The sequence below is a fragment of the Pseudomonas sp. AGC41 genome, assembly GCF_057334555.1.
Genome location: NZ_JBHFJB010000052.1, coordinates 14230 through 32923 on the forward strand (window position 1 = coordinate 14230; position 18694 = coordinate 32923).

Annotated in this window: 19 protein-coding genes and 4 tRNA genes; 15 read left to right on the forward strand and 8 right to left on the reverse strand. The window is 59.4% G+C overall.

Going from position 1 to position 18694, the window contains the following annotated elements; all coding sequences use genetic code 11:
* Positions 1–145: 145 nt before the first annotated feature.
* From truA to ACE04F_RS10560, 12 genes are all read left to right on the forward strand, one after another.
* Positions 146–970, forward strand: coding sequence for a tRNA pseudouridine(38-40) synthase TruA (gene truA, locus ACE04F_RS10505; protein WP_486106556.1), 825 nt, complete (start codon positions 146–148; stop codon positions 968–970).
* A 60-nt stretch (positions 971–1030) separates the two neighbouring features.
* Positions 1031–1654, forward strand: coding sequence for a phosphoribosylanthranilate isomerase (locus tag ACE04F_RS10510; RefSeq protein ID WP_486106557.1), 624 nt, complete (start codon positions 1031–1033; stop codon positions 1652–1654).
* A 265-nt stretch (positions 1655–1919) separates the two neighbouring features.
* Positions 1920–2840 carry an acetyl-CoA carboxylase, carboxyltransferase subunit beta gene (gene accD, locus ACE04F_RS10515; protein WP_305495819.1) on the forward strand — a complete coding sequence of 307 codons (921 nt, stop codon included), beginning with the start codon at positions 1920–1922 and terminating at the stop codon, positions 2838–2840.
* Positions 2837–4144, forward strand: a complete 1308-nt coding sequence (folC, locus tag ACE04F_RS10520) for a bifunctional tetrahydrofolate synthase/dihydrofolate synthase (protein WP_486106470.1) — start codon at positions 2837–2839, stop codon at positions 4142–4144. Before accD ends, folC begins: the two co-directional genes overlap by 4 nt.
* On the forward strand, positions 4128–4796 hold the full coding sequence (locus ACE04F_RS10525; protein ID WP_486106472.1) for an SPOR domain-containing protein: 669 nt from the start codon (positions 4128–4130) through the stop codon (positions 4794–4796). Before folC ends, ACE04F_RS10525 begins: the two co-directional genes overlap by 17 nt.
* 89 nt (positions 4797–4885) lie before the next feature.
* Positions 4886–5446 (forward strand): CvpA family protein, encoded by a 561-nt coding sequence (locus ACE04F_RS10530; RefSeq protein ID WP_039593931.1) that lies wholly within the window; start codon positions 4886–4888, stop codon positions 5444–5446.
* Between the two features lie 41 nt (positions 5447–5487).
* Positions 5488–6993: an amidophosphoribosyltransferase gene (purF, locus tag ACE04F_RS10535; RefSeq protein ID WP_434569205.1), complete on the forward strand. Its 1506-nt coding sequence runs from the start codon at positions 5488–5490 to the stop codon at positions 6991–6993.
* A gap of 57 nt (positions 6994–7050) precedes the next feature.
* Positions 7051–8262, forward strand: a complete 1212-nt coding sequence (locus ACE04F_RS10540) for an O-succinylhomoserine sulfhydrylase (protein WP_486106474.1) — start codon at positions 7051–7053, stop codon at positions 8260–8262.
* Positions 8259–9032, forward strand: coding sequence for an SDR family oxidoreductase (locus ACE04F_RS10545; RefSeq protein WP_486106476.1), 774 nt, complete (start codon positions 8259–8261; stop codon positions 9030–9032). The genes ACE04F_RS10540 and ACE04F_RS10545 overlap by 4 nt, the downstream gene beginning before the upstream one ends.
* 102 nt (positions 9033–9134) lie before the next feature.
* Positions 9135–9210, forward strand: a tRNA-Val gene (locus tag ACE04F_RS10550).
* A 58-nt stretch (positions 9211–9268) separates the two neighbouring features.
* Positions 9269–9345, forward strand: a tRNA-Asp gene (locus ACE04F_RS10555).
* Positions 9346–9434: 89 nt separating this feature from the next.
* Positions 9435–9511: transfer RNA gene (locus ACE04F_RS10560), tRNA-Asp, on the forward strand.
* 201 nt (positions 9512–9712) lie between these two features.
* On the opposite strand, the gene ACE04F_RS10565 is transcribed toward ACE04F_RS10560, so the two are convergent.
* A complete protein-coding gene (locus ACE04F_RS10565; protein WP_434569203.1) occupies positions 9713–10996 on the reverse strand; it encodes an NAD(P)/FAD-dependent oxidoreductase in 1284 nt (427 codons plus the stop codon).
* Positions 10997–11178: 182 nt separating this feature from the next.
* On the opposite strand from ACE04F_RS10565, the gene ACE04F_RS10570 reads away from it, so the two are divergent.
* Positions 11179–11255 (forward strand) — tRNA-Val (locus ACE04F_RS10570).
* 110 nt (positions 11256–11365) lie between these two features.
* Here ACE04F_RS10570 and ACE04F_RS10575 read toward each other — a convergent pair.
* The 4 genes from ACE04F_RS10575 to ACE04F_RS10590 form a co-directional block, all read right to left on the reverse strand.
* On the reverse strand, positions 11366–12502 hold the full coding sequence (locus ACE04F_RS10575) for a tyrosine-type recombinase/integrase (protein ID WP_486106478.1): 1137 nt from the start codon (positions 12500–12502) through the stop codon (positions 11366–11368).
* 416 nt (positions 12503–12918) lie between these two features.
* Positions 12919–13182 carry a hypothetical protein gene (locus ACE04F_RS10580; protein WP_486106480.1) on the reverse strand — a complete coding sequence of 88 codons (264 nt, stop codon included), beginning with the start codon at positions 13180–13182 and terminating at the stop codon, positions 12919–12921.
* The gene (locus tag ACE04F_RS10585) at positions 13179–13415 is read right to left on the reverse strand and encodes a CopG family ribbon-helix-helix protein (RefSeq protein WP_486106482.1); all 237 of its coding nucleotides are present in this window, start codon (positions 13413–13415) and stop codon (positions 13179–13181) included. The genes ACE04F_RS10580 and ACE04F_RS10585 overlap by 4 nt, the downstream gene beginning before the upstream one ends.
* A complete protein-coding gene (locus ACE04F_RS10590) occupies positions 13412–13603 on the reverse strand; it encodes a hypothetical protein (RefSeq protein ID WP_486106484.1) in 192 nt (63 codons plus the stop codon). The genes ACE04F_RS10585 and ACE04F_RS10590 overlap by 4 nt, the downstream gene beginning before the upstream one ends.
* Positions 13604–13950: 347 nt before the next feature.
* Between ACE04F_RS10590 and ACE04F_RS10595 the strand changes: the two genes are divergently transcribed.
* Both ACE04F_RS10595 and ACE04F_RS10600 read left to right on the forward strand, forming a co-directional pair.
* Entirely contained in the window at positions 13951–14247 is a 297-nt protein-coding gene (locus ACE04F_RS10595) for a DUF6388 family protein (RefSeq protein ID WP_486106486.1), read from the forward strand.
* A gap of 141 nt (positions 14248–14388) precedes the next feature.
* Complete coding sequence (locus tag ACE04F_RS10600) at positions 14389–15330, forward strand: hypothetical protein (protein ID WP_486106488.1); 942 nt, start codon at positions 14389–14391, stop codon at positions 15328–15330.
* Positions 15331–15434: 104 nt separating this feature from the next.
* Here ACE04F_RS10600 and ACE04F_RS10605 read toward each other — a convergent pair whose 3' ends face one another.
* The 3 genes from ACE04F_RS10605 to ACE04F_RS10615 form a co-directional block, all read right to left on the reverse strand.
* Positions 15435–16022, reverse strand: coding sequence for a hypothetical protein (locus tag ACE04F_RS10605; protein ID WP_486106490.1), 588 nt, complete (start codon positions 16020–16022; stop codon positions 15435–15437).
* A 44-nt stretch (positions 16023–16066) separates the two neighbouring features.
* Complete coding sequence (locus ACE04F_RS10610) at positions 16067–17371, reverse strand: hypothetical protein (protein WP_486106492.1); 1305 nt, start codon at positions 17369–17371, stop codon at positions 16067–16069.
* Between the two features lie 745 nt (positions 17372–18116).
* Positions 18117–18266 (reverse strand): topoisomerase DNA-binding C4 zinc finger domain-containing protein, encoded by a 150-nt coding sequence (locus ACE04F_RS10615; protein WP_486106494.1) that lies wholly within the window; start codon positions 18264–18266, stop codon positions 18117–18119.
* Positions 18267–18694 lie beyond the last annotated feature (428 nt).

The following is an 18694-nucleotide window of genomic DNA, read 5'->3' on the forward strand; positions in this document are numbered from 1 at the left end:
CCCCCCCCCCCCCACAAGGGCCAGACCTTTGAGCACAGACCATCGGTTGCACTGGCATCGCGCCCCGCCCGCCTTATAATGCCCGCCTTTGCGTACCTCAGCAGGCTGTAATTCCTTGGCAAACATAGACAACCCGGCCGCAGAAATGGCGGCCGACGGCTTTTTCCGGATCGCCCTGGGCGTTGAATACAAAGGCTCGCGCTATCGCGGCTGGCAGCGCCAGGCCTCCGGCGTCCTGACGGTGCAGGAAACTCTTGAGAATGCCCTGTCCAAAGTCGCCGACTCGCCCGTGTCGCTGCATTGCGCCGGGCGTACCGATGCCGGCGTGCACGCCTGCGGGCAGGTGGTGCATTTCGATACCCAGGTCGAGCGCTCGATGAAGGCCTGGGTCATGGGCGCCAATATCAACTTGCCGCACGATGTCAGTGTCAGTTGGGCCAAGGCCATGCCGGCGCATTTCCATGCGCGCTTCAAGGCTATCGCCCGGCGGTATCGCTACGTGATCTACAACGATCAGATCCGTCCGGCGCATCTGAACGAAGAAATCACCTGGAATCACCGCCCGCTGGACGTCGAGCGCATGGCCGAGGCCGCGCAATACCTGGTCGGCGTCCATGATTTCAGCGCCTTCCGCGCCGGCCAGTGCCAGGCCAAATCGCCGATCAAGGAGCTGCATCATTTGCGCGTGACCCGTCACGGCAAGATGATCGTGCTCGACATCCGTGCCAGCGCCTTCCTGCATCACATGGTGCGCAACATCGCCGGCGTGCTGATGACCATCGGCGCAGGCGAACGACCGGTCGAGTGGATCAAGGAAGTGCTGGAAAGCCGCATTCGTCGTTCCGGCGGCGTCACCGCGCATCCGTTTGGCCTGTACCTGGTGCAGGTGGAATATCACGATGAATTCGAATTGCCGGAGCGTTACATCGGGCCGCATTTCCTGACAGGCTTCTCGGAACTCGCAGGCTGACGCCCTCCGTTGCATTTGTTACCATCCGGGACTTTCATGAAACCTGAGGTTTTCCCCAGCATGCCGGTCGTTCGCAGCAAGATATGCGGGATCACTCGCGTCGAGGACGCGCTGGCGGCGGTCGAGGCTGGCGCGGACGCCATCGGGCTGGTGTTTTATGCCAAGAGTCCGCGGGCGGTGACGGTGCAGCAGGCGAGGGCGATCATCCAGGCCTTGCCGCCGTTCGTGACGCCGGTCGGTCTATTCGTTAACGCCAGCCGGTGCGAGCTGGGCGAGATACTCGACGCGGTGCCGCTAGCACTGTTGCAGTTCCATGGCGACGAGACGCCAGCCGATTGTGAAGGCTGGCATCGCCCTTATATCAAGGCCCTGCGGGTCAAGGCCGGCGACGACATTGCCGCAGCTTGCGAGGCCTTTGCCGGTGCCAGCGGGATCTTGCTGGACACCTACGTCGAGGGCGTTCCCGGCGGGACCGGCGAAGCGTTCGACTGGTCGCTGGTTCCCCAAGGGCTCGCCAAGCCGATCATTCTTGCCGGTGGCCTGACGGCGGACAACGTCGCGGCAGCCATTGCCCAGGTCCGCCCCTATGCGGTGGACGTCAGCGGTGGGGTAGAGCTGGCCAAGGGTCTCAAGGATCCGGCGAAGATTCGCGCATTCATGGCCGCTGTGCGCAGCAGCCAGTAGTCAATGTGACGGCTGGCAGACTGCCGCCGTCCATACCTGCACTGTACAAAGCAGGCAGGCGCCGCCTCCGGGCGGGCCGATAGCGTAGTGGCAATCGCCGTGCAGCGGTTGTCGGGATGGCAGGGGATGGTGGGGCTGGACGCAGGTCATGTTTCGCGCTGACCGCGACGGCCCGCAACCCTCGCCGCACAATGAATTTGAGCTCAAGGGCATACGCGGGGCCGCGAACCAGAGCGTTCGGGCCGCCGGTACTGGAGAAAGAAGCATGAGCAACTGGTTGGTAGACAAACTGATCCCTTCGATCATGCGTTCCGAGGTGAAGAAAAGCTCGGTGCCTGAAGGTCTGTGGCACAAATGTCCATCCTGCGAAGCGGTGCTTTACCGCCCCGAGCTGGAAAAGACCCTGGATGTTTGCCCCAAGTGCAACCACCACATGCGCATCGGCGCGCGTGCCCGTATCGATATTTTCCTCGACGCCGAAGGCCGTGTTGAACTGGGCGCCGAACTGGAGCCCGTGGACCGCCTGAAATTCCGCGACGGCAAGAAATACAAGGACCGCCTGACCGCCGCCCAGAAACAGACCGGCGAAAAAGATGCGCTGGTGTCCATGAGCGGTACCCTGCTGGGCATGCCGGTGGTGGTGTCGGCGTTCGAGTTCTCCTTCATGGGCGGTTCCATGGGCGCCATCGTCGGCGAGCGCTTTGTTCGCGCCGCCAACCACGCCCTGGAAAACCGTTGCCCGATGATCTGCTTCGCCGCATCCGGCGGTGCGCGGATGCAGGAAGCGCTGATCTCCCTGATGCAAATGGCCAAGACCTCCGCAGTGCTGGCGCGTCTGCGTGAAGAAGGCATTCCGTTTATTTCGGTACTGACCGACCCGGTCTACGGCGGCGTCTCCGCCAGCCTGGCGATGCTCGGTGACGTGATCGTCGGCGAGCCGAAAGCGCTGATCGGCTTTGCTGGCCCGCGCGTAATCGAACAGACCGTGCGGGAAAAACTGCCGGAAGGTTTCCAGCGCAGTGAGTTCCTGCTCGAACACGGCGCCATCGACATGATTATCCACCGTCAGGAACTGCGCCCGCGCCTGGGCAACCTGCTGGCGCAACTGATGGGTCTGCCGACGCCGAAGTTCGTCGCCACGCCGATCGAGCCGATCGTGGTTCCGCCGGCGCCCGCTGGCCTATGACCCAACGTACCCTGGGCGACTGGCTTGCCTACCTTGAGCAGTTGCATCCATCCGCCATCGACATGGGGTTGGAGCGCTCGCAAGCGGTAGCGTCCCGCATGGGACTGGCCAGGCCGGCGCCCCGGGTCATCACGGTTACCGGCACCAATGGCAAGGGTTCGACCTGCGCCTTCCTGGCTTCGCTGTTACGGGGCCAGGGCCTGAGTGTCGGTGTCTACAGTTCACCGCACCTGCTGCGCTACAACGAGCGGGTGCAGGTCAATGGCATCGAAGCCTCTGATGCCGAGCTGTGCGAAGCCTTCGCGGCGGTGGAAGCCGGGCGGGGCGAGACTTCCCTGACGTATTTCGAAATGGGTACCTTGGCGGCGTTCTGGCTGTTCGGCCGCGCCGGCCTGGATGCGGTCGTGCTGGAAGTCGGTCTGGGCGGACGGCTGGATGCGGTCAACCTGGTAGATGCGGACATCGCGCTGGTCACCAGTATCGGCGTGGATCATGCCGACTACCTGGGCGATACCCGCGAATCCGTGGCCTTCGAGAAGGCCGGCATCTTCCGCTCGGGCGCGCCTGCGCTGTGTGGCGACCTTGATCCACCGCAGCCCTTGCTCGACAAGGTTCGCGAGCTTGATTGCCGATTTTTTCTGCGTGGGCGGGATTTCGACCTGGCCATGACCGAGCAGCACTGGCAATGGCGCGGCAGTGACGCCAAGGGCAACCCGGTGGAGCTGCACGACCTGCCGCTCCTGGACCTGCCGATGGAAAACGCTGCGCTGGCGCTTCAGGCCTATTTGCTCGCGGATCTGCCGTGGGACGCGGGACGGATTGTCCAGGCGTTGCAGGCGACTCGCGTCGTCGGGCGGCTTGATCGTCGCTCGTTCGATTGGCAGGGCAAGCGACTCAACCTGCTGCTCGATGTCGGCCACAACCCTCATGCCGCCCTGTACCTGGCGGAGCGCCTGGCGTCGCGGCCGGTGGCGGGCAAGCGCCTGGCGGTGTTCGGGCTGCTGTCCGACAAGGACCTCGATGGCGTGGTCGATGCCTTGGGTGGTACTGTCCAGCACTGGGCCGTCGCTCCGCTGGATTCGCCGCGTTCCCGTCCGGCCAGCGAGTTGCAGGCAGCCTTGCAGGGGCGTGGCGCTTCGGTTGATGCTTACGCCAGTGTGGCCGACGCGCTGGAAGGGCAGTGCGCCCTGGCGACGGCCGACGACGAGATTCTGTTGTTCGGATCATTTTTTTGCGTAGCCGAGGCCCTTCAATGGTTGGCCCGGCGCTCCTCGGAGGAAGCTGCAGATGGCATTGCTGGATAAGGCGTACAAGCAGCGCATGGTCGGGGCCCTGGTATTGGTGGCCCTGGCGGTGATCTTCCTGCCGATGCTGTTTTCCCGTCAGGACGAGCAGCGCCAGGTCACGGTTGATGCACCCGCCGCGCCCCAGGCGCCCGCCGTGCCACCGGTGCAGGTCGAACCGGTGGCGGTGCCCGAGCCGCAAGCGTTGCCTCAGGAGCCGGTTCCGAGTGACGAGGAGCTGGCCGAGGAGCCTGCCGCGCCGTCTACGCCCATTGCGCCTGCGCCGACCGCACCAGCTTCGGCCGTGCCGAGCAAACCGGCTGCCGCGCCAACGCCTGTTCCAACGGCGCCGGCAGTCAAGCCAGCCCCGACCCAGCCGATCACGGCGGCACCGAAACCGGACACCACGCAAAGCCGCGTCGATGCCAATGGCCTGTCGGTCAGTTGGTCGGTGCAACTGGCCAGCCTGACCAGTCGCGAAAGCGCCGAAAAACTGCAGAAGAACCTGCGCAGCCAGGGTTACAACGCGTATATCCGTTCCGCCGATGGCAAGAATCGGGTATTTGTCGGTCCGCTGATCGAGCGCGCCGAGGCTGACCGCCTGCGCGACTTGCTCAATCGCCAGCAAAACCTCAAGGGTTTCGTGGTGCGCTTCCAGCCTGAACGTGGTTGAACGCCATTTGGCTGATTTGAATCACGCAGCTTACCGACAGCCCTGCGCTCTGCTAAAATGCGCCGCCTTATCCGTCTGTAGGCTGCACCGTGCCATTTACCTGGGTTGACTGGGCGATCGTTGCAATCGTCGCCATCTCCGCATTGATCAGTCTGAGTCGCGGCTTCGTCAAGGAAGCGCTTTCGCTGCTGACCTGGATCATCGCGGGAGTCGTGGCCTGGATGTTTGGTGGCTCGCTGTCCCAGTACCTCGCCGGATATATCGAAACACCGTCGGCCCGCGTCATCGCGGGCTGTGCCATCTTGTTTATCGCCACCTTGCTGGTTGGCGCAATGATCAATTATCTGATCGGCGAACTGATTCGCGTCACCGGGCTTTCCGGGACGGACCGGTTCTTGGGCATGGCCTTCGGCGCGGCGCGTGGCGCGTTGCTGGTGGTCGTGGCCGTCGGGCTGTTGAGCCTGGGGCCGGTACAGCAGGATACGTGGTGGCAGGAGTCCCGGCTCGTGCCACAATTTCTATTGGTCGCAGACTGGTCCAAGAACCTGATCCTGGGTTGGAGTAGTCAGTGGCTTGCCAGCGGTATCAGCGTACCCGCTGAAATACCGTTCAAGGAACAGCTCTTGCCGATGGCCAAAACGCCGCAGTGAGTGTTGTTCAGTTCAGATCCATTAAGTAGGGGTTGCGTCGCATGTGTGGCATCGTCGGTATCGTCGGTAAGTCGAACGTCAATCAGGCGCTGTATGACGCGCTAACCGTGCTCCAGCACCGCGGCCAGGACGCTGCCGGTATCGTGACCAGCCATGACGGCCGGTTGTTCCTGCGCAAGGACAATGGCCTGGTGCGTGACGTGTTCCACCAGCGTCACATGCAGCGCCTGGTCGGCCACATGGGTATCGGCCATGTGCGCTACCCGACAGCGGGCAGCTCGACCTCGGCCGAGGCCCAGCCGTTCTACGTCAACTCGCCGTACGGCATCACCCTGGCGCACAACGGCAACCTGACCAACGTCGAGCAGTTGGCCAAGGAAATCTACGAATCCGATCTGCGCCACGTCAACACCAGTTCCGACTCGGAAGTGATGCTCAACGTGTTCGCCCACGAGCTGGCCCAGCGCGGCAAGCTGCAGCCAACCGAAGAAGACGTGTTCGCCGCCGTGACCGACGTACACAACCGTTGTGTCGGTGGCTACTCGGTGGTGGCGATGATCACCGGCTACGGCATCGTCGGTTTCCGCGACCCCCATGGCATCCGTCCAATCGTGTTCGGCCAGCGTCACACCGACGAAGGCGTCGAATACATGATCGCCTCCGAGAGCGTGTCCCTGGACGTGCTCGGCTTCACCCTGATTCGCGACCTGGCACCGGGCGAAGCGGTCTACATCACTGAAGACGGCAAGCTTTTCACCCGCCAGTGCGCGACCAACCCGAGCCTGACCCCGTGCATCTTCGAACACGTCTACCTGGCGCGTCCGGACTCGATCATCGACGGTATTTCGGTCTACAAGGCGCGCCTGCGCATGGGCGAGAAACTGGCCGACAAGATCCTGCGCGAGCGTCCGGACCACGACATCGACGTGGTCATCCCGATTCCGGACACCAGCCGCACCGCGGCCCTGGAACTGGCCAACCACCTGGGCGTGAAGTTCCGCGAAGGCTTCGTGAAGAACCGCTACATCGGCCGCACCTTCATCATGCCGGGCCAGGCCGCGCGGAAAAAATCCGTACGCCAGAAGCTCAACGCCATCGAGCTGGAATTTCGCGGCAAGAACGTGATGCTGGTGGACGACTCCATCGTGCGCGGCACCACTTGCAAGCAGATCATCCAGATGGCCCGCGAAGCCGGCGCCAAGAACGTGTATTTCTGCTCCGCGGCGCCGGCCGTGCGTTACCCGAACGTCTACGGCATCGACATGCCGAGTGCCCATGAGCTGATCGCTCATAACCGCACGACCCAGGAAGTGGCCGACCTGATCGGCGCCGACTGGCTGATCTACCAGGACCTGCCAGACCTGATCGAAGCGGTCGGTGGCGGCAAGATCAAGATCGAGCAGTTCGATTGCGCGGTATTCGACGGCAAGTACGTTACCGGCGACATCGACGAGGTCTACCTGAACCGGATCGAGAACGCGCGTAACGATGCGTCCAAGGCCAAGACTCAGGCGGTCAGCGCGATCATCGATCTGTACAACAACTGAGTAACGAACCGGCCCCGAGGGGCCGGTTTGCGTTCAAGCGATAGAAGGAGTGGCAGCATGAGTCAGGATTGGGATGCCGGTCGGCTGGACAGCGACCTTGAGGGCGTAGCGTTCGATACCCTGGCGGTTCGCGCGGGCCAGCACCGTACACCGGAAGCCGAACATGGCGATCCGATGTTCTTCACCTCCAGCTACGTCTTCCGCACCGCTGCCGATGCCGCGGCGCGATTTGCCGGTGAAGTGCCGGGCAACGTCTATTCGCGTTATACCAATCCCACCGTGCGGGCTTTCGAGGAGCGCATTGCCGCCCTGGAAGGCGCCGAGCAAGCGGTTGCCACCGCCACCGGCATGGCTGCGATCATGGCCGTGGTCATGAGCCTGTGCAGCGCTGGTGATCATGTACTGGTGTCGCGCAGCGTCTTCGGCTCGACCATCAGCCTGTTTGAAAAGTACTTCAAGCGCTTCGGTGTCGAAGTCGACTACGTGCCGCTGGCGGATTTGTCGGGTTGGGATGCGGCGATCAAGGCCAATACCAAACTGTTGTTCGTCGAATCGCCGTCCAACCCGCTCGCCGAGTTGGTGGATATCGCCGCGTTGGCGGAAATCGCCCACGCCAAAGGCGCCATGCTGGTGGTCGACAACTGCTTCTGCACGCCAGCGCTGCAGCAGCCGCTCAAGCTAGGCGCGGACGTGGTGGTGCACTCAGCCACCAAGTTCATCGACGGCCAGGGTCGTTGCATGGGCGGCGTTGTCGCCGGTCGTGGCGAGCAGATGAAAGAAGTGGTGGGTTTCCTGCGCACCGCCGGGCCGACGCTCAGCCCGTTCAACGCCTGGATCTTCCTCAAAGGTCTGGAAACCCTCGGCCTGCGGATGAAAGCGCATTGCGCCAACGCCCAGGTCCTGGCCGAGTGGCTGGAACAGCAGGACGGCATCGAGAAAGTCCATTACGCCGGCCTCAGGAGTCATCCGCAACATGAGCTGGCGGCGCGTCAGCAGCGCGGTTTTGGCGCTGTGGTGAGTTTCGAGGTCAAGGGCGGCAAGGAGGGCGCCTGGCGCTTCATCGATGCTACCCGGTTGATTTCCATCACCGCCAACCTGGGTGACAGCAAGACCACCATCACGCACCCAAGCACCACCTCTCACGGCCGTCTCTCGCCGCAAGAGCGTGAGGCGGCGGGCATCCGTGACAGCCTGATCCGCGTCGCGGTCGGCCTGGAAGACGTAGCGGACCTGCAAGCCGACCTGGCCCGCGGGTTGGCGGCCTTGTGATCGAGCTGGCAACGCCGCCGAGCGGTACTCATGGCCGGGTTGCCCTGGTAACGGGCGCGGCACGGGGGATCGGCCTGGGCATTGCCGCCTGGCTGATCTGCGAAGGTTGGCAGGTCGTCTTGACCGACCTGGACGGCCAGCGCGGCTCCAGGGTGGCGAAGGCCCTGGGCGACAATGCCTGGTTCATCGGCATGGACGTGGCGGATGAAGGGCAGGTCGCCACCGGCATCGCCGAAGTGCTCGGGCAGTTCGGCCGGCTCGACGCGCTGGTATGCAACGCGGCCATTGCCGACCCGCACAACATCACCCTGGAAAGCCTCGACCTGGCTCACTGGAATCGGGTCCTGGCGGTGAACCTGGGCGGGCCGATGCTGCTGGCCAAGCATTGCGCGCCTTACCTGCGTGCCCATAACGGCGCCATCGTCAACCTGGCCTCGACCCGCGCCGCGCAATCGGAGCCCGACACCGAGGCTTATGCGGCGAGCAAGGGTGGCCTGCTGGCGCTGACCCATGCCCTGGCGATCAGCCTTGGGCCGGAGATCCGGGTCAACGCCGTCAGCCCCGGCTGGATCGATGCGCGAGACCCCTCGCAACGTCGTGCGCAGCCGTTGACCGACGCCGATCATGCCCAGCATCCGGCGGGCAGGGTAGGCACGGTGGAGGACGTGGCGGCGATGGTGGCGTGGCTGTTGTCGCGCAACGCCGGTTTTGTTACCGGGCAGGAGTTTGTCGTGGACGGTGGCATGACCAAGAAAATGATCTACGAGTGAAAGGCTGCCTGCGCGTTGTTTGAACTGTTTTTAAAAAACTTCAACGCTGCTATTGACTTAGCATCGGTACCTGCGTAAATTTCGCGGCCTCAACGCAGCAAAGGGTGATTAGCTCAGCCGGGAGAGCGTCTGCCTTACAAGCAGAATGTCGGCGGTTCGATCCCGTCATCACCCACCATGTTTCTTGAGAGTCTTGCGAAAGCAAGATGGAAGCTGTCAAAAGCCTCCACCGACGCGCAGCGGTAGTTCAGTCGGTTAGAATACCGGCCTGTCACGCCGGGGGTCGCGGGTTCGAGTCCCGTCCGCTGCGCCATATTTTCCGAAGCAGGTTTACCTGGTTCGAGATCCAAGCCCTCGGGTTTTGATCAGACGAGTTAACTGGACGCAAGTCCACAGCGATACGCAGCGGTAGTTCAGTCGGTTAGAATACCGGCCTGTCACGCCGGGGGTCGCGGGTTCGAGTCCCGTCCGCTGCGCCATATCTGCTTCGAGGCCCACTGAACGCCTTGAAGCTAAGAAGAAAGCTGAAAAGCTTCTTCCAATCGATAGCAAAGACCCTGGTCGGAAGACCGGGGTTTTTTGTTTCTGGGATTTGAAAAATTGAAACAAGCCCCTTGTGGCGAGGGAGCTTGCTCCCGCTGGGCTGCAAAGCAGCCCTTCGGTGAAATGTCGAACTCGCCTCAGAACCCCAACCGATCCCGCAACCCGTAATACCAGGCTCCCATCGCCGCAAACGGCGTACGCAACAACTGCCCGCCCGGGAACGGATAGTGAGGCAGGTCCGCAAACGCATCAAAACGCTCCGCCTGACCTCGCAGCGCCTCGGCCAGGACCTTGCCCGCCAGATGCGTATAAGTCACGCCATGGCCACTGCAACCCTGGGAATAATAAATGTTGTCCCCCAGCCGTCCGACCTGCGGAAGACGCGACAGTGTCAGCAGGAAATTTCCGGTCCAGGCGTAATCGATCTTCACATCCTTGAGCTGCGGAAACGCCTTGAGCATCTTCGGCCGGATGATCGCTTCGATATTCGCCGGATCTCGCGCACCGTACACCACGCCGCCACCGAAGATCAGACGCTTGTCACCTGTCAGTCGGTAGTAATCGAGCAAGTAGTTGCAGTCTTCGACGCAATAATCCTGGGGCAGCAGGCGTTGAGCCAGCTCATCACCCAACGGCTCGGTGGCAATCACCTGCGTACCGCAAGGCATGGACTTGGCCGCCAGCTCAGGCACCAGGTTACCAAGGTAAGCATTGCCCGCCACGATAATGAACTTGGCCCTGACCTTGCCCTGCGGGGTATGCACAACCGGACTGGCACCGCGCTCGATGCGCACCGCCGGCGACTGTTCATAAATCACCCCACCCAGCGACTCGACCGCCGCCGCTTCGCCCAAGGCCAGGTTGAGCGGATGAATATGCCCGCCGCTCATGTCCAGCATCCCGCCGACATACTCGTCGCAAGCCACCACCTCGCGAATACGCCGCTGATCCAGCAGTTCGAGCTGGGTATGCCCGAAACGCTCCCATAAACGCTTCTGCGACTCCAGATGGCCCATCTGCTTGGCGGTGAGAGCGGCGAACACACCGCCGTCCTTCAAATCACACTGAATCTGATACTTCGCCACCCGCTCACGAATGATCCGGCCACCTTCGAACGCCATGTTGCCCAGCAGCTGAGCCTGCTGAGGGCCGACACTGCGTTCGATCACATCAATGTCGCGGCTATAGCTATTGACGATCTGTCCGCCGTTACGACCCGAGGCGCCAAAGCCGACCCTGGCCGCCTCGACAACCGTGACCTTGAAGCCGTGCTCCAGCAGAAACAATGCCGAAGACAACCCCGTATAGCCCGCACCGATGACGCAGACATCGGTTTCGACGTCATCCTGCAAGGCAGGGCGCGACGGCGCCGGATTGGCCGATGCGGCGTAATAGGACGCTGGGTAGGATGTGTTCGCCATTCTGGAACCTCTGTTTTATATTTTTTACGAATGCGCCGATCCTACCCGAGATAAAAATCCGCCGCCAGCCAGCGCAAAATCTTCGTCGCGTTGGCGCAATTAAATATTTTGCATATTCATAGGGTTAGGTGAAAAAAGGTGTTGACACCCTTTTGGAATTCCGTAGAATGCCGCCTCACAGCAGGCACGTAGCTCAGTTGGTTAGAGCACCACCTTGACATGGTGGGGGTCGTTGGTTCGAGTCCAATCGCGCCTACCAAACAAAATCCGCTCTGCTGGGCGGTCTAGAAGGGTCACCGGAAACGGTGACCCCTTTTTGCTTTTTAAGATTTGCAAAATCTTTGCAAAATCTTTTGCAAAACCCCCACTTCAGAATGCCAATTCGGCGCCCACCTCGACGTACTCAATCGTCTTATCGCCATGCCCCTCCTGGTAGTGCTTCGTCATCTTCTCGTCTGCGTGGCCCAGCAGCGCCTGGATGTACTCCTGTGGGAAGTTCTGCTGCTCGTACAGCCACGCCCCTAAAGCGCGGATCTCGTGAAAAGTGGGTCGCTCACCGGCCGGTACATGATCGTACGCGTGGGCAGCGTCCCGGGCTTTACTGAACTCTTTGGTCAGGTAGTCCGGTGTCACCGACGTCCACTGATCCTTCGCGTCGATCTGTTCCCGGCGCCGGGCCTTCGGTTTGTAGTGGATCAGGTACGGCGACACCAGCGGCGAGCGCAGGCATTCGCCGACTACGTCGCGGAGCGCGGTACCCATGGTGATCTTCAGGTGAATCGGATTGTCGTACCCCTGAGTCTTGCCCGGCGACACTGTCAGCGTGTTCTTCTCCATGTCGACGGCCGACTTCAGCCAAGTCACGATATCCTCGCGGCGCTGAAGGCTGGCCAGTGCCAAGCGAATCGCTCGCTTGAGCCAGGGCGGTGTGGTCGCCGCATCTATGATCGACTTCAATCCCTCGAGCGTGTGCCGCTGGCGCTTCTTCTCCGCTTCCTTCTTCACAAGAGTCAGCTCGGCGTTGTTCCGCTCGGCCAGGCCTTTGGCGACGGCGAAGGCGAAGATATGCACCCAGAGTCCCCGGTGCTTCGTGTAGGCGTTGTTGCTGAACTGGTCCAAGTACTCGGCCATGGCCAGCACGTCAATCTGCCCAATCAGTCGCTCGCCAAGATCCTGCCGGTACCGTTCAAGCTTGAACTTAATTTCCTCTAGCGTGCGAGCAGCGTAGCCCTTGTCCACCAGCCACTCGTCATGGAAGCGCTGCAGCAGGTTGCTGACTGTTGGTAAGCGATCGCCAGTCAACAGGGTGAGCAGTGCGCCGTCGTCGACAACCAGCGCCGCCAGCTTCAGATTCGCCGCCCGTGCCAGTTTTATTGCCTCCTCCAGGGGGCGGTTGATGCTTGTCATCAAGCCGGTAATGGGGTTGCGGTACCGCCAATATTTTCCGTTGGGGTAGAGGTTTGGCGGCAGTTTCCTGTTTTTTAGTGTGCGCGGCCTGGCAGCCATCACCCTATCTCCATCATCTGTGCCAGCAGCGGATCATTCGATCGCACTACTACGGCCGCTTGCAGGTCCACAGAATACATCCCGCCTTTAACTTCCCAGGCACTTCGCCTTCCTCGATCCATTTCTTCAACTGCTGCACGCTCGGCTTGCCGCCGGCATATCGCAATTTCCTGTACTCGCTCACCTCCATGAGGCGCGGGAGCTTTATCGTAATTTGGGCAATGACTTCGCCATGATGATGCTCCGGGCCGTGCTCGGCTCTATCTTCGGATTTGTCTTGCGACACGCTTTCGGTATTCGCGGTTTGTGTCGCGTCAGGGCCTATTCGTTACGCGAAGCGGGAACGCCTCGCCTTCCCATTTGCCCGGTTGACCGCGTATATCGCCGTACTGCCCGTATTGATGAGGTTTCTTGCTCTAGAACAGTTTCTCGCATGCCTCGAATCGGGCCTGATCGGTATCGAGTGCGACCAGTTCCTGGCCGGCCACCGAGCCGACCTGAATCCACCCCAGTTTGTCCCGCCCGTAGTTATCGGTCTTGAACAGGCGGTACCGGTTTAGTTCGCTGACAGTGGTGCTGGGCTCCTGCATGGCCTGGCCGAACCGGACCAGACGGGAGCCGATCTGGTTGAACTCGTTCTGGAGAGCTATCCGGCTGTCACTGGAAGTTGTGGCTGTCATGGTTGCTCGCTCCCACAGGTAGCGGACCGTTGCTTGCTCTCGGATGCGTTGCGCAGGGCATCCAGCAATAGCTCCTGGCGTCGATTGAAATCGAGGTGGTTTCGGATCGCCTGGACAATGACACTGTTCATGCTGCGCTCTTCGAAGGTTGCCAATGCTTCGACATCGGCTCGCATGTCGTCCGGTAGGCGCACCACGAATTTATCGGCGGTGCGGGAGTCGTACCGCTTCATGGTTGTTTCTCCGTGGTCTTGGTTGAATGCCATTTGTTGAGGATGTGTATGTCGATGCAGGTGGTGCAGATGAGCCATAGGACTGAGCCCGCGAAACCTACAAGGACGGCGCCGGTGGACGGGCTGCTGACCATTTCCGGCGCAGCAAAGCCAAACCAGGCGACCGTGAGCGCGACGTAGACGAACATGAATATCAGCACCTCAAACAGGCGCATCGCTGACAAGCTTTTTAGGAGGCATCACTTTCTCCAGGCCGATCGAATCCCGGCCGCGTAATTAGGCGTTTGCAAAAAGATGGATTGATGTCTCGGTCGCCTGGGTGGCGAGGGAGTGGAATGTGAGTTAGCAAAAGCTAAATAATAAAGCAATACCATTTGCTAAATGATGGATCGCTAAATTCTGGGTCAGAAGGTAGGGGCTACCTTCAGGCTCGTAGTGGCGAATTAATGGTGCTAGATTCTGCTCATTAATCGCGCCCGTCATCTGGCATGGGCGCTTGTAACGACCCTTAGGGCGGCACGCAAGGACCTGAACTTTGGAGCTTAGAAATCAGATTCATCAGAATGCCGTCGCCATAATCATCGACGCCAATCCTACCTTGGTGGCAGAGGTCGAAAAGGCCTCTGAGGCCGAGTTATGTGGGATGAGCCGCGCTGAATACCTTGATGTGCGCGTCCGTCAAGCGTTGGAGCGCCAGGCTAGACTGCAACGCATGCTCCCTTGGGAGTACCAATTGAGGCTTGCGGAACGGTCCGGCATAGATGTATCCGGTGTCCGTGAGGAGGATCGTCGCGCTGAGGCCGCAGCACTCGGACTCGACTCTTCGCTGTAAAGCACGGGGTTCGCGGACGATATGAAGGCGGCAAGGATTTTGCGCAGTTGTGAACAGGGCGTACTAGAGAGGGGGCTGGCGGTAAAAAACTTGCCTGCGCTAAGGTCGACCAAATGGAAAATACAATGAGAAGGGAAGGAAATGTCTGAGTTCGTTCTGCTGGTCGAGCACTCCGTCAAATACACGAATAAGCAACCGCTCGCGGTCCAGGACGTAATAGACTCGTTATCTGCTCTGGAAAAGATTTCTGTTCACTTCCTTCCAGAGGCCTTGTCCCAGCTCACTGGCGCTGGCGTTATGTCGGCAGACTTGTTGATTGAAGGGTTTCAGCAGGGTTCGTTTATTGAGGACACGCTGATTAGGCTTGTCTTCAAGAACAAGGAAGAAATGGACAAGTTTCTAGACAAGGTGCGGGAGGGCGGAAAAAATGTTTATCGAAATCTCCCTGGCAACGGGAGCCCTGTCTTGAAAGGGGCTGTGGCGGTCACGTGCGTGGTTGGCGCGCTCGTAGCGGCTGGCGCTGCCTGGGCAATAATCAACAAAGCCCCGCAACCTGCCTCTCCGGTCGCCCTGAATATTACTAACAGCAATTTTGTGGTGATTGGTGCAGAGTCTTATGCAATCTCCCCGGAAAAATTCGCAGAAGTGATCGAGAAGGTTGGTTCTACCGACAAGAAGAAGCTTGCTCAAGCTGCAGTGAAGGTTATCGCGCCCGCTAAGAAAGAAGACGGCGCAACCGTTGTCATGAGCCAGGATGAAAACCTATCGATTCCCGTGGAAACGGTTAGGGAGATACCAGACACCGTCGAATTCGAGCCATTTGAGATTGACGAGCCGCATCCAGATGCTGATATAGAGATCAGGGCTACAGATCTTGATTCGTCGAGCAAGGGTTGGGCGGCGATCATCAGAGGTTTGGTTGATCGACGAGTGAAATTGATTCTGGAGGAGGGCGTAGATCCGCAAAGCTTGGCGGGGAAATTCAAGGTCCGTGCAGATGTCATCGTCAAATTCCGAATGTCAGCGAAAACCAAGAAGATGGAGCCCGTATCCATTACTGTTCAGAAGATGATCGACAATTGATGTCGTGTATGAACGGCTAGCCACCCTTATATTGGCTTCCCAAATTTCGCCATCGTGGCATTTTAATCAAAGCCCAGCCCAGCGCCGGGCTTCTTGTTTCTACCTTACTCGGTCTTTCGTACGTCCACGCCGGACACATAGTCAGCAGTACGGTACGGTGCCAATTCCTGGCAATTGATTATGCCGCCCAGCCCTCGCGCTATGTCCCACCCGTCCATGTACAGCCTCGTTACGGCAATGCTCTTAATCCTTGGGTGTGCTTTGGTTGCATCTCCCAGCTTCAGCCATCCCCGGAAGTCGCCTGCGTTCATCCCATTTTTAAAGTCAGAACAGCCTGACTGCCAGATTTTCTGAGCGTCCCGGTTTGCCTCATCAATGGAATACGGCCTACTGTCCAGGGTAATGCGCTGGTAGTACTCATAGAAGTTCGGAGCGTCGCTATTTTTCCTTACGTACGCAATCGACTTAATGGCATCTGCGCTCATTTTATCCGAGTCGATCTTTTCGCATGCATCCCCATTAACGAGAAATGATCCGGTTCTATCGTTCCACCCTACGCTGCAATTAGGATACTCGTACCTGTATCCGTCCATGAATCGCCAATACTCTCGTGGGACGCTGTAGTTGTCTGCGATGCATCCCGTGCTGCATAGAGATAACCCTACTGTCACTGCCGCGATTATTCTTTTCATTGGTCAGTCCAGTCGCTGAATGCAACGAGCGTAGCGGAGCGCCATCATGCATCGAGCCCGACATTGGCCGATTTTTTCGTCTCGCGATTTACGTCTCTTTCGTCCTCGAATGGCTGAGTGCAGGATGATGGTAGAAGGGCGATCAGTTCATCCAGGGTAGCGATGTCTGTTTCTAGATAAGAGGATCCGGGGTATGTCAAAGCTAGCTGTTTACCCCTCAACTCCACGATGTCCACCAACCCAAGCAGAGAGAGTAAATCGATTCCTTCTGCTCGACCTATCTCCGGGGCTTCGAAGTCATCCTCATCGGTAAACTCAGCTGCTAGCTCTTGAGCCTCATCGCGGGACCCAAGCAGCTCAATGCCGGTGGGAGGCCGGTAGATGGAAGGCCCGAAGTAGGTGATGGTATCGGGCTGTCCGGAGGTCATGAGGTAGTAAGCGTGTTTGCCTTCAAGCGCTTTGCGGTCTGGGTGTTCTGGGCCGCGGCGGATAATCCACGCGCCATTAGGTCCTCTGGCGCTGATGTGCGGAATTAGAATTAGCTGGTGCGCCCATGGCGTGTAGTCAAAGAAGCGTAAGGGAAGCGCCGGGCGGCCGAGGTGCAGATGCGATCCGCCACATCTGAACTCCGATCGATGACTGTTCGTGGAGGACCATGAACCGAAGGGTTCCCTCTCTCTCATCAGCTTGATGATCGCGGGGATTAGCTCTCGCGATTTGCGCCCCATCAGCGGTGCACAGCGCGCGAAATACTTTTCATCCTCTGCGGCCGCCTCGGAGGGAGTAGGGGGGAGCATTTGCTTCCCTATCTCGAAGAATTCCCATTCCCAAAGACCATCGCGTTGCATATCTACCGCAGCGTGGTATTCGTCATTGTAGGTCCGCAGCTGTTCGTCCCGAAGTGGAATGGCATCCGTCTCACGCGCCGCACGGCCGGCGTTGGGATCTGGTTTGATTGACGCAATCGTTGATTTCCAATCACATCCGACGCCTGACCAGATCAGGACTGCCTCGGGGAACGGTACACCTGAGGCGTTCTCGGTTGGATCACCTGGGTAGTAGCGCACGAGTGAGGGAGCGCCGAAGAAGGACCTGGCCCAAACCCTTGTTGAGGGTAGGGCTCCTTTGGTTTGCAAGCCTATGACCATGTCCAGATCGCCACAGGTCATCGCACCGCGGGCATAGGAGCCCACGACCCATATCGATGTGATTGTGATCTCGCCAGTGAACTCACCGTAGATGTCTTTGTGCGTGATGGTGCGGGCAGAGCAGTCATCAAGCCTCTGGCACATCCGGATCAGCTTCTTGGTAAATGATTCGCGGGGATACCGTTTCTCAGATGCGGACATGCTCTGGTCTCAGCAGGCGGACGGGAGACCGAACGTATCACTCCTGGTATTCAAATTACCATTAGCAACCGGTCCGGACGATGCTGAAAGGGTCTAGTAACGATTAGTATGAGATAGATGTTTCGGAGCGGGCGGTACCGTTGATGGACCATCGTCGGAGCAGCCTTGACCGGGCGGGTGCCCTTGGCCGTTAGAGATCACAAAGTGTAGGTCTTGCTAACTGTGGCGTTGAAATCCACCGCCAGCGCATGCTCGTGACACAGCCGACCCCAGCGATGAGTTGTTGGTTCCGACTAAAGTCTCACGGCATGCGAAGAATTTCTTAATTTACGAAGTATCGCCTTAAGGGATTTTTCAACTCGGTCCCGCTTATCCTGATCAAGATCAGAAAAGAATAGAGCGTTCGACATCGTGTGCTCAATCCCACCCATTACGTCGGCGTTGTCTCTCGCTTGCTGTGCCAAAAAGCATACAAGATATTCCAGAGCCTCGACCCGTTCTTCCAAATCCATATCAAACCTTCTCCTTCGACCGGCCTCCTGCCGACCTCCGTGATACCGCAAACTAAACCAAATTGCCACGATCGAGCAGATTTGGTCACTATTAAAATTCTCAGCAGCTTATTCGGGTCCGTCTCACACTCCTGTGTGAGTCTGTGTGAGTCTGTGTGAATCTGTGTGAATCTGTGTGAATCTGTGTGAGTCTGCACCAATCCTCAGTTAAACGAAGCCCGCCAGTTTGCGGCCTATGTCGTTAACGTCGGGACGGTCTTCTGTATCCCTGAGCATTGCGGGTATCGAGAGCAGCCAAAGAATGTCCTGCCAGCGTAGCGTCCCTTTCGTGCAGTGCGTTGAACGACGTCGCTTCCGCAGAGGGGACAAAGCCCGAGCTGCACTCATTCTGATGCGGGTGGTTTCGGTGGAAGTGAGGCCAGGGCAGCGTCGCGTTCTCTACGATCTCGAGCCTCAGATCGTCCGCTGAAGAATATGTAGATAGCGAAGCCGGCGCCGATGATCAGGAAAAATATAACTCCGCCAAAGCCACCGCGACCCCGTCCTGAGCTTCGCCTCCGGCCCGAACTTCGACCGCCACCCCGGCCGCCCCGTGCGAGCACTGGAGTGGCTATGGCCTGCAGCGCCAACGTCAGCAGAGCCCTACGACCCATATCCTTTTTGTTCATGCTGGCTCCGTGCCTCATTTTGCGTTCGCCGACTCTACCAATCCTAGGTGTCAGCCTCAACGATTGCTGACTCGGCCGTTCTGGTTGTGTTCCTTCGATGCGCAGAAAGGCTATTACATTTTGCTAACGGGATCGATAGACTG